The sequence below is a fragment of the Arthrobacter sp. NPDC058127 genome (genome assembly GCF_042884555.1).
Lineage (GTDB): Bacteria > Actinomycetota > Actinomycetes > Actinomycetales > Micrococcaceae > Arthrobacter.
On sequence record NZ_JBHVTT010000001.1, the window covers coordinates 228,805 to 243,619 of the forward strand.

Here is a 14,815-nt window from a genome sequence, read left to right on the forward strand (position 1 = left end):
CTGGCCGCCGGCAAGCGCCGGCGGCCGGTTCCCGGCTAGGCCGGGACGATGTTGACCAGTTTAGGCGCGCGCACGATCACCGTGCGGATGCCGCGGCCATCGAGTGCTCGTTGCACGTTTTCGCTGGCCAGGGCGAGTTCGCGCAGGGCGTCCTCACTGATGTCCGGAGAAACGTCCAAGCGGTCACGGACCTTGCCCTGGACCTGCACGACAGCCGTCACGGTGTCCTGGACAAGAAGTGAGGCATCGTGGGAGGGCCAACCGGCGTTCGCCACCGAGGCCGGGTGGCCCAGCTGGTTCCAGAGGTCCTCGGCCGTGTACGGCGCGAAGAGGCTCAGGATGACTGCGACGGCTTCCACGGCTTCACGGACAGCCGGGTCCGCGCCACCGGCACCGGAGTCGATGGTTTTGCGGGTCGCGTTGACGAGCTCCATCAGCTTGGCCACCACGACGTTGAACTTGTTGTTGTCCAACAGATCAGCGGCGTCGGCGATGGTCCTGTGGGTGACGGTGCGCAGCGCGCGGTCACCAGTGGAGACATCGACGCCGGGCTCGCTTGCCACGTCCTGGCCAAGGCGCCAGGCACGGGCAAGGAACTTTGCCGAGCCCGACGGCGAGACGTCCGCCCAGTCGACGTCGTCCTCCGGCGGGGAAGCAAAGACCATCGTCAAGCGGACGGCGTCGACACCGAACTTGTCCAGTTGCTCGCCAAGATCCACCCCGTTGCCGAGGGACTTGCTCATGGCCTTGCCGCCGTTGAGGACCTGCCCCTGGTTGAGCAAGGCGCTGAAGGGTTCGTCCGCGTCAAGCAGGCCCATGTCGTGGATGACCTTGGTGAAGAAGCGGGCGTAGAGCAAGTGCAGGATGGCGTGCTCCACGCCACCCACATACTGGCCGACCGGCATCCAGTCGTTGATCTTGGCGGGATCGAACGGTCCCTCGGTGTAGTGCGGGGAAACGAAGCGCAGGAAGTACCAGGACGAGTCAACGAACGTGTCCATGGTGTCCGTGTCGCGCTGGGCGGCCCGTCCGCAGTTCGGGCACTCGACGTTGACCCATTCCAGTGCCGCGGCGAGAGGAGACGTGCCCCTCGGCGACAGCGCCTCGCCGCGCAGGTTTTCGGGCAGAGTGACAGGGAGTTGATCGTCCGGTACCGGCACCTCGCCGCATTCCGCGCAGTGGATGATCGGGATCGGGGTACCCCAGAAACGCTGCCGGCTCAGGAGCCAGTCGCGCAGGCGGAAGTTAACGAACTTCTCCCCTGTGCCCAGCTTCTCCAGGATGTCGATGGCTGCGGGGATGGCTTCGGCCTTGGACAAGCCGTCCAGTTCGCTTGAGTTCATCAGGGTGCCTTCGCCGGCGGTCGCAACGCCGGTCTCCGCCGGGTCTTCCCCGCCGGTGTTCAGGACCGGCCGCACGGGCAGGCCAAAGGCGCGGGCGAAGTCGAGGTCGCGCTGGTCGTGCGCGGGCACTGCCATGATGGCGCCCGTGCCGTAGTCCGCAAGCACGTAGTCGGCTGCCCAGACGGGCAGTTTTTCACCGTTGAGCGGGTTGATGGCGTAGCGGCCGGTGAACACGCCTGTCTTCTCGCGCTCAGTGGACTGGCGTTCGATGTCGGACAGGGCCTTGACCTTTTCGCGGTAGGCCATGAGGGAGTCGTGGTGTTCGGGTGTGACCAGGTCCAATGCCAGGTGCGCGTCCGCGGCGACGACGAAGAACGTAGCACCGTACAGGGTGTCCGGTCGGGTGGTGAAGACAGTGACTTCGCGCTCGGCGCGGCCGTCCGTGGCTTCGATGGCGAACCGCACGTGTGCGCCCTCGGAGCGGCCGATCCAGTTCCGCTGCATCGCCAGGACGCGCTCGGGCCAGTGTCCCTGGAGCTCGGACATATCGTCCAGCAGGCGGTCGGCGTAGTCGGTGATCTTGAAGTACCACTGGTTCAGGGACTTCTTCGTGACAGGGGTCCCGCAGCGTTCGCACGCGCCGTTGACCACTTGTTCGTTCGCCAGGACGGTCAGGTCCTTCGGGCACCAGTTGACGGGCGAATCCTTGCGGTATGCCAGCCCGCGCTCGTAGAAGCGCTTGAACAGCCATTGCGTCCAGCGGTAGTACTCCGGGTCCGAAGTGTGCAATCGGCGGGACCAATCAGCAGAGATCGCGTAGCGCTTGAACGATGCGGCCTGCGTGTCGATGTTGGCGTACGTCCACTCGCTGGGGTGTGCGTTGCGCTTGATGGCGGCGTTTTCCGCGGGCAGTCCAAAGGAGTCCCAGCCGATGGGGTGCAGGACGTCGAAACCCTTCTGGCGGAGGTACCTCGCCACGACGTCGCCCATCGCGAAGGCCTCGGCGTGGCCCATGTGGAGGTCGCCTGAGGGGTAGGGGAACATGTCCAGGACATAGCGCCGCTCGCGGGAGCCGTCGTCAACAGGGGTGAAGACTTTGAGGTCTTCCCAGACCTGCGGCCACTTGGCCTCCATCGAGGCGAAGCTGTAGACACCCTCCTCGGGCGTCTCGCCTGCCACTGTTGACTGTGCTCCGGTTTCTGTCTCCGGCTGAACGCTCACTGCTGCCCTCTTCTGTTCTTCCATGACGGTTTTGCCTCCTGCTCCGGGTCCCGGAAGGTCCCGGACACACAAAAGCCCCTCGACAAGGAGGGGCGGCCGCTCGGTTCGCGATGATCTAAATCGACGAATACCGGGCGGCTAGCTAAGCAGAAGGATCGCACGCATAAAACTACTCTAGCGCACCACAGTGAGCGGACCGTGTTTCGAGGAAGATGGCCCGGTCGCCGCGGTGACTGACCCGCGTTTCGATGGGGCGGCCCCTCGCCCGGGTGTGGTGGGCACCGCGAAGCGGGCGGGGCAGGGGCCGCCCCATCGAAACAGGTGAGGCGGCCCCTCCACCGAGGTGAGGCCTACTTAACGTCCTCGTCCACCCAATCCATGGACTTGGTCACAGCCTTCTTCCACAGGCGCATCTGCCGCTCCTGCTCTTCGGCCGGAAGCTGCGGCTCCCAGCGCTTGTCCTCGCCCCAGTTTGAGCTGAGTTCGCCGAGGTCCTTCCAGAAGCCGACGGCGAGGCCTGCAGCGTAGGCGGCACCCAGGGCCGTGGTTTCCACGACCTTCGGACGGACCACGGGCACGCCGAGGATGTCGGCCTGGAACTGCATGAGCGCCTCATTGGCGACCATTCCGCCGTCGACCTTCAACTCGGTCAGCGGAACGCCCGAGTCCGCGTTGACGGCGTCGAGCACTTCGCGGGTCTGGAAGGCGGTGGCCTCGAGTGCCGCGCGGGCGATGTGGCCCTTGTTCGCAAAACGGGTCAGGCCAACGATGGCACCTCGGGCGTCGGCGCGCCAGTACGGGGCGAACAGTCCGGAGAACGCCGGCACGATGTAGACGCCGCCATTGTCCTCGACGCCGGCAGCCAGCGTCTCGACTTCGGGAGCGGAGCTGATCAAGCCGAGGTTGTCGCGGAGCCACTGGATCAGTGAACCCGTGACGGCGATGGAGCCTTCCAGCGCGTAGTGCGGTTTCGCGTCGCCCAGTTTGTAGCCCAGCGTGGTCAGCAGGCCGTTCTTCGAGTGGACGATTTCTTCGCCCGTGTTGAAGATCAGGAAGCAGCCCGTGCCATAGGTGTTCTTGGCTTCGCCGGCCTGGAACGCCGCCTGGCCGAAGGTTGCCGCTTGCTGGTCGCCCAGGATGCCCGCGACGGGTACTTCCCGCAGCAATTGCGAGGTGTGCACCGTGCCGTAGACCTCCGAAGAGGACTTGATGGCGGGCATCATCGATGCCGGCACCCCGAAGGTGTCCAGGATGTCCTGGTCCCATTGCAAGGTGTCGAGGTCCATGAACATGGTGCGCGAGGCGTTGGTGACATCCGTGGCGTGCACGCCGCCGTCGACACCGCCTGTCAGGTTCCACAGGACCCAGCAGTCGGTGTTGCCGAAGATGAGGTCCCCGGCTTCAGCCTTGGCCCGCGCACCTTCGACGTTGTCCAGGATCCACTTGATCTTGGTGCCGGAGAAGTAGGTGGCCAAGGGCAGGCCGACCTTCTGCTTGAAGCGCTCGGGTCCACCGTCCTGGGCCAACTCGTCCACGATTGGCTGTGTGCGGGTGTCCTGCCAGACGATCGCGTTGTAGATGGGTTCGCCCGTGTTCTTGTCCCACACGACGGTGGTTTCGCGCTGGTTGGTGATGCCGACGGCGGCGATGTCGTGCCGGGTCAGGTTCGCCTTGGAGAGCGCCGAGCCAATGACCTCGCGGGTGTTGTCCCAGATTTCAACCGGGTTGTGCTCCACCCATCCGGCCTGGGGGAAGATCTGCTCGTGCTCCATCTGGCCGGACGAAACGATGTTTCCCGAGTGGTCGAAAACGATGGCACGCGAGCTGGTGGTTCCCTGGTCAATGGCGATGACGTATTGCGACATTTTGACGTCCTTGTCTGCTTGCTTTGGTAGTTGCGGGAAAAGTTTCTGAGCGGTTTGCTACTTGGCGACAGTGGCCATGATCGGTATTGAGTGGGCGACGAGTCCGGCGATGGTTCCACCCAGGAGCGGGCCGACGATCGGAACCCAGGAGTAGGCCCAGTCGCTGGAGCCCTTGCCCTTGATCGGCAGAATGGCGTGGGCGATGCGCGGACCGAGGTCACGGGCCGGGTTGATGGCATAGCCCGTGGGCCCGCCAAGGGATGCGCCGATACCCACGACGAGCAATGCCACTGCGAGCGGCCCGAGGCCGGACGGAGTGCCGCCGAAGGTCAGGATCACGAAGACCAGCACGAAAGTGCCGATGATTTCCGTGACGAGGTTCCAAGGGTACGAGCGGATAGCCGGTCCCGTGGAGAACACCGCGAGTTTGCTTGCTGCCAGCGGCTCGGCGTCGAAGTGCTGCTTGTGGGCGAGCCAGGCGAAGATGGCGCCGAGAAAGGCGCCGGTCAGTTCTCCACCGAAGTAGGTGAACGTGGACGCCGCGCTCACGGCTACCCCTGGGGCGAACTCGGCCTTGCCGTCAACCAAGAGGCCAAGCGTGACGGCCGGGTTCAGGTGCGCGCCGGACATGGCCGCCACGTATACGCCGGCGAATACTGCGATGCCCCAGCCAAAATTCACCATCAGGAACCCGCCGTTGTTACCCTTTGTGCCCTTGAGCGCGACGTTTGCCACAACGCCACAGCCAAGGAGGGTAAGCATGCCGGTTCCGAACACTTCGGAAAGGAAAACAATTCCGAGAGACATCTTTGACTCCTCATTTTCTTCTGTTGTCAGCCCTGCAGGTTTTGTTGGGGCCGTTGGGCCGGCGTCTGTTAGCGCCGGCCCGGTTGCGGTCCTCCCTCACGGAGCGGAAGACCGCAACCCTTGTGTCCAGGCTTCTTGGCCGGAACAATCAAGCTGATGTGACGTACATTACGTTCATGCGACGAGGCTGTGAACAGTCACGCCATGAAAACGCAGAAGCACCTCCTGTGCATGCTGGATTTCCGCTTCACGCTGCGCCGAATCCCAGCCAAACTGCGTGGCGAGGACCTCGGCGATTTCGTTCAGGAGCTCCCCCGTCACGAGGCCGCGGAAGGCCAGTGAGGTGCGGCGGATGAGGACATCCACGAGGTGCCCGATCTGTTCGTTGGCAGCCATGAACTCGAGCTCCCGGACGCTGAGTTCGTTCGTGGAGCGCAGTTTCCGGTCCTCTCCCGCCTTGAGATAGGCAATGACGTCCTCAGCACGGGTGCCATAACGGGTGAGCAAGCCACCGACCCGGTCGGCGCCGAGACCGGGAGCCATGTGCTTCTTGACCCAGTCCTGGATTCCGTCTTCGCTATCAGGGAAACCCAAGCCGCCTCCGATGGCGAGTTTCGCCGTCGAGACCTTCCGTTCCATGCCCAGCTCCCGGAGGACGTCGTTGCTCAGGTGTTCGGCGAGGGCCCGGAACGTGGTCCACTTTCCGCCGATCAATGAAAGTACGACGGCGGCCTTGCCGCCTTGGGCGGACGCAGGACCGGAGGCGTCCCGCTCCCTTCGCTCGATGCGGTAGTCGCGTGACACGAAGCCCGGCTGGGTGTCGTCGTGGCGCGGAAGCGGGCGGACGCCGGCGAAGCTGTAGACGATATGGCTGCGCTCAACCTTGATGGACGGGAAGACATGTCCGACGAGGTCGAAGAAGTAGTCGATCTCGGCTTCGGTGCACACGGCATCCTGGGCCATGTCGGCGTCGACGTCGGTGGTGCCCACCAGGACGCGGTCACCCATCGGATAGATGAGCACGATCCGCCCGTCCGTGTGTTCGAAGAAGATCTCTCGGCCTCCGCAAGCTGAGAGCAATTCCGGGTGGTCCAGGACAATGTGGGAACCCTTGGTTCCTCCCATGAAGCGGCTCGCGGCACCCATTGCCTCGTTGGTGAGGTCCACCCAGGCGCCGGTGGTGTTGACGATAACGTCGGCCTGGAAGCTGAATTCCTCGCCCGTGAGCTCATCGCGCAGCAAAACAGTGCGCGGTGAGTCAGCGGTGGAGTCCATCGAAACAGAGTCCATCGAAACAAGGGAGACGTAGTTGCTGGCCCGGGAGCTGCCGCCCGGCAAACCGCTTCCGATACCCGCCTTTTCACCGTCCTGCAGCACATCGAGCGTCAGTCGCTCAGGGTTGTGCACGGACGCGTCAAAGTACGTGGCTGCGTATTTGATGCCGGGGTGCAATCGCGGCAACTCGGCCAAGGCCTTCTCCTTGCCACGGAACTGATGGCGGGGGACACTGCCGCCATCGCGGGAGAAGAAGTCGTACATGCTCAGACCGAGCTTGATGAGGAACGCGCCGCGCTCCTGCGGCTTGCCTTGCTTGTGCGTGAGGAAGCGTGTGGGGGCGGAAAGTATCCCGGAGAAGGTACTGAAGATGGGGATGGTTGTCTGCAACGGCTTCACGTAATGGGGGGCGATCTTCAAAAGCCGGTTGCGCTCCACCACCGATTCCTGAACGAGGCGGAATTCGCCGTTCTCGAGGTAGCGGATTCCTCCATGGATCATGTGGGATGAGGCTCCGCTGGCGCCCTGGCAGTAGTCACCGCGTTCCACGAGGGCGACGTCCACGCCTTGCAACGCCAAATCGCGGAATGTTCCGACGCCGTTGATGCCGCCGCCGATGATCAGCACCTGGGCTTGCGGGCGTTCGCGAAGTGCCGAAGCCGAGGCCCGACGGGGTGATCCTGCTGCGGAACCGGAATTGCTGGTGTATCCCAAAACTGCTCCCTTGGGCTTTGGTTTGTGCGCTGCATCACTTGACGTCGCACCTTGCACAACTATTCTTCGAAAGAATGGAAAATGAAATCAAGCTACTTGCACAAACGTGCAGAACGGAACTGAGATGCCACGATCACGACATTCCGAGGCCCTCCGGGCAGCACAGATGTACTACCTCCAGGACCTCACCATGGACGCCATTGCGCGCGAACTTCGGACCTCGCGTTCGACGGTCTCCCGGTTGCTGTCATCGGCCCGCGAGTCGGGCCTGGTCCAGATCCAGATCCGTAGTCCCCTGGATTCCGCCCCGGAACTGGAGCGTATGATCCGCAACCACTACGGCGTCGATGTGCATGTGGTGCCCGTCCTGGACACCTTGAACGAGGCGGAAACCCTTGACCGGGTGGCGACCCAAGCCGCACGGACCATTGGTCCCTTGGTCGATTCCAACGCCATTATCGGAGTGGCCTGGGGTGCGACCATCAGCGCCGTCAGCAGGCACCTGACCCGCAAGATCACGCACGGCAGCACTATCGTGCAGCTCAACGGCGCCGGCAACATGCAGACCACCGGCATTACCTACGCCAGCGACATCATGCGCCGATTCGGCATCGCCTATGGTGCACGGGTAGAGCAGTTCCCGGTGCCCGCCTTCTTCGACCATGCCTCCACGAAGACCGCTATGTGGAATGAGCGCAGCGTCCAACGGGTGCTCGACCTCCAGTCCAGGATGAGCATCGCCATCTTCGGTGTCGGGTCGGTGCATTCGGACTATCCCAGCCACGTTTACGCAGGCGGCTACCTCGATGAAACCGACCTTAACCTGTTGGCCAGCTCGGACGTCGTGGGCGATGTCGCCACCGTCTTCTTCCGCGCCGACGGATCCTCCGACGGCATCACCCTCAACGAGCGGTCCACCGGCCCAAGCCACGAGCAACTACGGCAGGTCCGTCGCCGAATCTGCGTCGTCTCGGGTGCATCCAAGATCAACGGGCTTCGCGGAGCACTCAAAGCGAGGCTGGCAACGGACCTGATCGTGGATGAAGCAACGGCGAAGCAGCTGGTGAGTTTCGGCAGCCCTTCCTGAATAAATGAACGACCCTGAAACATTCCCGGCATCGAGGTAGGTAGAGTCTTGGCTATGAAACCCTCGCCCAGGCTCAGTCTCAACAACGGTGTCTTGATTGACCAGTTGGGGTTCGGGCTCTACAAGGTGCCGCCGGCGGACGCCACGTCATTGGTTGCCGCCGCGCTAGGCTCCGGCTACAGGCACTTCGACACAGCCGCCATGTATGGCAACGAGACAGGAGTCGGCCGCGGCATCGGCAGTGCGGTCATACCCCCGCCCGGCGTCGACAGCAACACGGGAGGCTCCGGCGAGGGCACGCATGGTCTCTCCCGCGAGGACGTCTTCGTCACCACGAAGCTCTGGAACGACGACCAGGGCTACGATTCCACCTTGCGCGCGTTCGATTCCTCCATGGCGAATCTGGGCCTCGACTACGTCGATCTGTACCTGATCCACTGGCCCTGCGCGGGGCGCGGACTGTTCCAGGAAAGCTACCGGGCCATGGAAACCTTGTACCGCGAAGGCCGGGTGCGTGCAATCGGAGTCTCCAACTTCCAGCCCGCCCATCTCGAAGCACTCATGCAAAAAGCCGAAGTGGTTCCGGCCGTGAACCAGATCGAACTGCACCCATGGCTGCAGCAGACCAGGCTCCGGACCCTCCACGAGCAGTTGGGCATCCGCACCGAGGCGTGGAGCCCGTTGGGCCGCGGCCAGGTCCTTCAGGATCCGGCCGTCAGGGCGCTCGCCGACAAATACGGCAAGACGCCGGCGCAGATCATCATCCGCTGGCACCTGCAGCTGGGCAATATCGTGATTCCCAAAGCGAGTACCGCGGCACGCATCCAGGAAAACTTCAATGTCTTCGGCTTCGAGCTGGATGCCGACGACATGGATGGCTTGGCCGCCCTCGAACGCCACCACCGCACCGGCTCACACCCGGACAACGTCAACTAGGACCTGCCGAATGGAACAAGTGGACACCAACCACTCCCCCGAACCCGCACGAACCTCCCCACGGGAGTTTTTCAGCAAGGCCTTGTCCTCCCGGACGAGTGCCTCGGACATCGACCTCGACGGCAGCAACGTCGCCTATTGGTGCTATGAGCCGGTCACGGTGACCGCGTCGACCCGGACCATTTTGGTCATCCACGGTTTCCGCGGCGACCACCACGGCCTTCTCCGGGTCGTAGACCACCTGCCGGAAATGCGCGTCATCATGCCCGACCTTCCCGGCTTTGGCAGCTCCGAGCCTTTCGCCGGAGATCCCCACACCGTGGAACGCTATGGGAAGTTCATCACCGGCTTCATGGCGGCCCTGGGTCTTGGACCGGACACGGTTCTCTTGGGGCACTCCTTCGGATCCATTGTTGCCAGCCACTTCGCCGCGGCGAACCCGGGCGCCATCCGTCCGCTGATCCTGGTCAATCCCATCGCTGCTCCCGCGCTTGAGGGCCCCAAAGGGCTCATGACCAAGTTGGCAGTCCTGTACTACCAGGTCTCCGCCAAGCTCCCGCGCCGGCTGGGGCTCGCCGTCTTGCGCAGCCGCCTCATTGTCCGCGTCATGAGCTCCGCGATGGCCAAGACCCGGGACAAGGAACTCCGGGCCTTTGTCCACGGCCAGCACGATGCTTACTTCTCCGCGTTCGCTGACCGCTCGAGCCTCCTTGAGTCTTTCCGGGCTTCGGTGTCAAGCCATGTGGCCGAGGTTGCCGGGCAATTGGACCTACCCGTGTTGTTGGTGGCCGGCGAGAAAGACGAGATCGCCCTGCTCCGGGACCAGCACAAGCTGCTGGAGATGCTGCCCGACGGCGCGCTGGAAGTGATTCCCGACGTCGGGCATTTGATCCACTACGAGACACCGGCGCCGGCCGCCGCCGCCATCCGCAGCTTCCTGGAGGAACACCCCGCGTGAAGATCGTCATCGATGCCCGATTTACCCGCACGGACCATCATGACGGGATCAGCCGTTACGGATCGAGCCTCATAGCAGCGACGTCCAAGATCGCCGATGTCACCATGCTCATCAGCGACAAGCGCCAGTTGGCGCTCCTCCCGGACGTCCCCTACGTTCACATCAGCAGCCCGCTGTCACCCCGCGAACTGTTCGTGGCACGCGAGGTCAATAAGATCGGGGCCGATGTTGTGGTTTGCCCCATGCAGACCATGGGAACCTGGGGCCGCAAGTACGGGCTGGTCCTGACCCTGCACGACCTCATCTACTACGAGCACCCCGCCCCTCCGGGCTTCCTTCCGGCGCCCGTGCGGTTGCTCTGGCGGCTCTACCACAAGGCCTACTGGCCGCAGCGATTGCTTCTCAACCGGGCCGACATCGTCGCGACCATCAGCCACACCACCGAGGCGCTCATGGCCAAGTTCAATTTGACCCGGCGTCCGGTCCGGATTGTGGGCAACGCACCACAGCCAGGCCAGACGCCGCGCGATCCCGCAGCCGGTGCCGAGAAGTCCCTCCTCTACATGGGCTCGTTCATGCCCTACAAAAATGTGGAGACGATGATCCAGGGAATGGCCGAATTGCCCGGATTCACGCTGCATCTGCTCAGCAGGATCACCCCCCAGCGCCGTGCCGAGCTGGAGCCCTTGGTCCCGCCGGGTGCACGGGTCGAGTTCCACAACGGCGTCACCGATGCCGAATACGATTCCCTCTTGCTCCGGGCCACCGCCCTCATCAGCCTGTCCAAGGCGGAAGGTTACGGGCTGCCCCTGGTCGAGGCGATGGCTCTTGGCACTCCCGTGATCGCCAGCGACACTCCCATCTTCCGTGAGGTCGGAGGAGACGCCGTGAGCTATGTGCACCCCGAATCGCCGGGCGAATTTGCCGCGGCAGTCAAGGCCCTTGAAGACGGCGAACTGTGGCAGGCGCGCTCACGCCGCAGTGTGGAACGCGCGGCAGACTTCAACTGGGACGAATCGGCCCGGCAACTGCTGGCAGTGGCCGAAGAGATCGTTGCGATGCGAAGCCGCAAGCGGCGCTAGAGGACGCTAGAGGACGTCGACGCCGTCGAGCCGTAGTTGCACCGGTCCTGAGGTGCGCTTCGCCGCACTGGCAGCTTTGACTGCCCGCATGGAACGGGTGGCAACAGCGGCTTGTGCATAAGGAATGAAGACCAGCGTCCGGACGTCCGGATCGTCGTCCCGCCCCGTAGCACGCTGCGCCGACAGGGTGAGGGAAACCGGTGCGGGGCCCGCGGTGCGGAGCTGGATGGTGTTGGCCAGGCTTTCGGTGAAGTGCACGACGTCGGCCCGCTTGCCCGTCACTGACGCGATCCGCACGGCGGGCGGTAACTGGAGTTCCTGCCGCAGTGCCAGCTCGCGGGAGGCATATCCCGCAGGGTCCCAGCGCAAAAGGGCACCTGTCGCGGTGGTGTCGTCGGCGGTGATGACTACGAGCCCGCCTTCATGCGCGGGCCGTACGAGGGCTGCCGCATTGAACCATCGCCGCACGGTGTCCTCACCGGCGCGCAGGTTTTCCCGGCGCAGGAGCGAATTGCCGTCCAGGAGCAGGGCCGCCGCGTAGCCGCCGGTTGCGACCGGCTCGGCGCCCACGGTCGCCACCACCAGTGCACGGGCATCTGACACCGTGGCCTTGACCTGGTCTCCCGACGACGTCACGACGGCCTTGCCCGGAAAAGCCCTGCCGAGTTCTTCCGCTGTCCGCAGCACACCGGCGGCTCCCCTTCGAAGACGGCCTCCGCCGCAATGCCGGCATCGCCACTCCGGGGCCGGGGTGGAGCACCAGCGGCACTGCGGCAAGGCCGATTGTCCGGCGATTGCGAGGGGGCCCTGGCAATTGTTGCACTTGGCGGATTCCCGGCAATCTTCGCAAACAAGGGATGGGGCGTAGCCGGCCCGGGCAACCTGCACCAGGACAGGTCCTCGTTCCAGTCCCTCTTTGGCGGCCCGCCACGCGGCGCCCGGCAAGCGTGCGATCCTTGCAAGCGGATCGCGTTCCTGCTCGAAGCTGTCAGCCGTATTGAGCACCCTGGGCGTGCTGGAGCGGACCACCGGCCGAGGGGCCTCCACCGGTACCGCCCAGCCGCCCTCAACAAGCCGCTGAAGCTCGGTGCTGCGGCTATGCGCGGCCATGAGGCAAGCGGCTGACTCCTGTTCCGAACGCAAGAGCAGGATTTCCCGGGTATGGGCGTAAGGGGCACGCTGGTCAATGTGGAGATCGTCGCCGTCGTCCCAGCAGACCACCAGCCCAAGGTCCTGCACCGGAGCGTACGCGGCGGAGCGGGTGCCGACTGCTACCTTCGCGGCGCCGCTGAGGAGGCGAAGGTAGCTTCGGTACCGCGGTGTCTGGCCGTCGTCGGCCGCCAACCGCGCGACATCCCCCGGCGGAAGGACAGCGCGCAGCGCCGCTTCTATCCGGTCGAGATCACGGTAGTCGGGAACGACGACGAGGGCGCCCCGCCCTGAGGAGCGGACTGCCGCCACGGCAGACGCCACAAGCTCGGGCCAGCCATCGGTTCCAAAACCCTGTGTCGCCGTCAAGACGGCACGGGGTGAGCCGCCCCCTGCCAAGTGCTGCAAGTACGGCGCTCCGTTGGCGTAGGAACCCCACCCCGCGTGCGCCTGCGACGAGGGGCTCTCAGCGGCTCTCGCAGCCCCGGTGGGCTCGTCCAGGAGGGAATCACCGGACAGGAAAAGCTTCTCCAGCCGCGCGACGCGCGGCGGAATCGCGGTGCGCAGGACATCGCTGAGCGTCCCGGCATAGCGGGCCGCGACACTGGAAGCAAGCTCCAGCAACGCCGGAGTCAGCACCGGGACGGCTGAAACCACCTTGAGAAGCGGAGTCAGGGCATGTCCGGCTTCCGACGATTCCGCGCGCTCCAGGACATAGCCGTTGAGTTCCTGGCCGCTGAAGCGGACCTTCACCCGGACGCCTGCCAGGGCGGTCGCATCCAATTCGGCCGGGACGCTGTAGTCAAAGGGCCTGTCGAGATGCGGCAAGGATGATTCGATCAAGACCCGTGCCACCGGATTGCTCGCCGCGAGGGGTGGCCCGGCGACGTCGCTCCCGCGCGAAGGGAAGCCTTGCAACAAGGACGGTTGATGGGACGGGGAAGGCGTCGCCATGGCAAACGGAAGCAGCGAACCATCGCTCATGCTTGTCACCTCCCTGGAGTGCCGGATGCCTTGGGTCAATCCAAGCAGGCACCACCGACAATTCCGGCTCTGGCTGGAGCAGCCAAGTCAGGCGTTGAAGAATTCCTTCAGTTCGTCCACGCGGTCCAATCGTTCCCACGTGAAATCGGGCTCGTCGCGGCCGAAGTGGCCATGCGCCGCCGTCTTGGCGTAGATGGGGCGCTTGAGGTCGAGCGCGTCGATGATGGCGCGGGGACGGAGGTCGAAGATCTCCGCAATCGCTTCGCTGATCTTGGCAGGGTCAACCGTCTCGGTCCCGAAGGTTTCGACGTAGGTGCCCACCGGACGCGCCTGGCCGATCGCGTAGGCGATCTGGATCTCGGCACGCTTGGCCAAGCCTGCCGCCACAACGTTCTTGGCTACCCAGCGCATCGCGTAGGCCGCCGAACGGTCCACCTTCGACGGATCCTTGCCGGAGAACGCACCGCCGCCGTGGCGGGCCATGCCGCCGTATGTGTCAACGATGATCTTGCGGCCTGTCAGCCCGGCGTCGCCGACGGGACCGCCGATGACGAAGGCACCGGCTGGGTTCAGGATATTCGCGACGTGGGAGATATCCAGGTTGGACACTGCCAGGACGGGGTCGATGACGTGCGAGGCGAGATCGGCGCGCAAGCGATCGAGGTGGGTTCCTTCGGCGTGCTGGCTTGAGATGACCACCGTTTCAACGGAAACCGGACGGTCGCGGTCGTAACCGACGGTCACCTGGGTCTTCCCGTCAGGGCGCAAGTAGGCCAGTTCGCCGCTCTTGCGGACTTCGGTGAGACGCTCGGAGAGCCGGTGGGCGAGCCAAATGGGCGTCGGCATGTAGGAGGGGGTCTCGTCGCTCGCGTAGCCGAACATGATGCCCTGGTCACCGGCGCCTTGGAGGTCGTAGTCGTCCTCCTGGCGGCCTTCGCGGGCTTCGAGCGAATTGAAGACGCCACCGGCGATGTCGTTGGACTGCTGCCCGATGGAGACGGACACGCCACAACGGGCGCCGTCGAAGCCGTTGGCTGACGAGTCGTAACCGATTCCAAGGATGGTCTCGCGGACGATCTGCGGGATTTCAACGTACGCATCCGTAGTGACTTCACCGGCTACGTGCACCAAGCCGGTAGTGGCCATGGTTTCAACAGCCACGCGCGACTCAGGGTCTGCCGCCAGGAGCGCATCGAGGATGGCGTCGCTGATCTGGTCGCAGATCTTGTCTGGGTGCCCTTCCGTAACCGACTCTGAGGTGAAGAGCCGGAGCTTGGACGGGATGCCGTGGGATTCATGGTGCAGCGGTAAAGTCACTCGACTACCTTACTTGGTTGGGGGCGGCCGGCTTCCGCCGTATGTCCCTATGCTAAGGATGGACCAGCTAAGGAACG

10 protein-coding genes are annotated in these 14,815 nt (G+C 64.3%); 4 read left to right on the forward strand and 6 right to left on the reverse strand.

What is annotated here, in order from left to right; all coding sequences use genetic code 11:
- Window positions 1-35: 35 nt before the first annotated feature.
- The 4 genes from leuS to ACFVTG_RS01145 form a co-directional block, all read right to left on the reverse strand.
- On the reverse strand, window positions 36-2,564 hold the full coding sequence (leuS, locus tag ACFVTG_RS01130) for a leucine--tRNA ligase (protein WP_390277918.1): 2,529 nt from the start codon (window positions 2,562-2,564) through the stop codon (window positions 36-38).
- 350 nt (window positions 2,565-2,914) lie between these two features.
- Window positions 2,915-4,429: a glycerol kinase GlpK gene (gene glpK, locus ACFVTG_RS01135; RefSeq protein WP_284755651.1), complete on the reverse strand. Its 1,515-nt coding sequence runs from the start codon at window positions 4,427-4,429 to the stop codon at window positions 2,915-2,917.
- Between the two features lie 57 nt (window positions 4,430-4,486).
- Complete coding sequence (locus ACFVTG_RS01140; RefSeq protein WP_234754211.1) at window positions 4,487-5,236, reverse strand: MIP/aquaporin family protein; 750 nt, start codon at window positions 5,234-5,236, stop codon at window positions 4,487-4,489.
- 174 nt (window positions 5,237-5,410) lie between these two features.
- On the reverse strand, window positions 5,411-7,225 hold the full coding sequence (locus ACFVTG_RS01145; protein WP_390277356.1) for a glycerol-3-phosphate dehydrogenase/oxidase: 1,815 nt from the start codon (window positions 7,223-7,225) through the stop codon (window positions 5,411-5,413).
- A gap of 124 nt (window positions 7,226-7,349) precedes the next feature.
- Between ACFVTG_RS01145 and ACFVTG_RS01150 the strand changes: the two genes are divergently transcribed.
- From ACFVTG_RS01150 to ACFVTG_RS01165, 4 genes are read left to right on the forward strand one after another with little or no spacing between them, the layout of a single operon-like run.
- Window positions 7,350-8,312 (forward strand): sugar-binding transcriptional regulator, encoded by a 963-nt coding sequence (locus ACFVTG_RS01150; RefSeq protein WP_284755655.1) that lies wholly within the window; start codon window positions 7,350-7,352, stop codon window positions 8,310-8,312.
- 54 nt (window positions 8,313-8,366) lie between these two features.
- A complete protein-coding gene (locus ACFVTG_RS01155; protein WP_390277358.1) occupies window positions 8,367-9,248 on the forward strand; it encodes an aldo/keto reductase in 882 nt (293 codons plus the stop codon).
- Window positions 9,249-9,258: 10 nt separating this feature from the next.
- A complete protein-coding gene (locus ACFVTG_RS01160) occupies window positions 9,259-10,206 on the forward strand; it encodes an alpha/beta hydrolase (RefSeq protein WP_284755657.1) in 948 nt (315 codons plus the stop codon).
- Window positions 10,203-11,288 (forward strand): glycosyltransferase family 4 protein, encoded by a 1,086-nt coding sequence (locus ACFVTG_RS01165; protein WP_390277360.1) that lies wholly within the window; start codon window positions 10,203-10,205, stop codon window positions 11,286-11,288. The genes ACFVTG_RS01160 and ACFVTG_RS01165 overlap by 4 nt, the downstream gene beginning before the upstream one ends.
- Before the next feature lie 6 nt (window positions 11,289-11,294).
- Here ACFVTG_RS01165 and ACFVTG_RS01170 read toward each other — a convergent pair whose 3' ends face one another.
- Window positions 11,295-13,421, reverse strand: a complete 2,127-nt coding sequence (locus ACFVTG_RS01170) for a primosomal protein N' (RefSeq protein WP_390277362.1) — start codon at window positions 13,419-13,421, stop codon at window positions 11,295-11,297.
- Between the two features lie 87 nt (window positions 13,422-13,508).
- Window positions 13,509-14,738, reverse strand: coding sequence for a methionine adenosyltransferase (metK, locus tag ACFVTG_RS01175; RefSeq protein ID WP_284755661.1), 1,230 nt, complete (start codon window positions 14,736-14,738; stop codon window positions 13,509-13,511).
- Window positions 14,739-14,815: the final 77 nt, after the last annotated feature.

What these genes read in the sequence shown, in the direction of transcription:
- ACFVTG_RS01155 (WP_390277358.1), top strand. Translation starts at nt 8,367, where the DNA reads ATGAAACCCTCGCCCAGGCTCAGTCTCAACAACGGTGTCTTGATTGAC.
- ACFVTG_RS01140 (WP_234754211.1), bottom strand. Translation starts at nt 5,236, where the DNA reads ATGTCTCTCGGAATTGTTTTCCTTTCCGAAGTGTTCGGAACCGGCATG.
- ACFVTG_RS01160 (WP_284755657.1), top strand. Translation starts at nt 9,259, where the DNA reads ATGGAACAAGTGGACACCAACCACTCCCCCGAACCCGCACGAACCTCC.
- ACFVTG_RS01170 (WP_390277362.1), bottom strand. Translation starts at nt 13,421, where the DNA reads ATGAGCGATGGTTCGCTGCTTCCGTTTGCCATGGCGACGCCTTCCCCG.
- ACFVTG_RS01150 (WP_284755655.1), top strand. Translation starts at nt 7,350, where the DNA reads ATGCCACGATCACGACATTCCGAGGCCCTCCGGGCAGCACAGATGTAC.
- glpK (WP_284755651.1), bottom strand. Translation starts at nt 4,429, where the DNA reads ATGTCGCAATACGTCATCGCCATTGACCAGGGAACCACCAGCTCGCGT.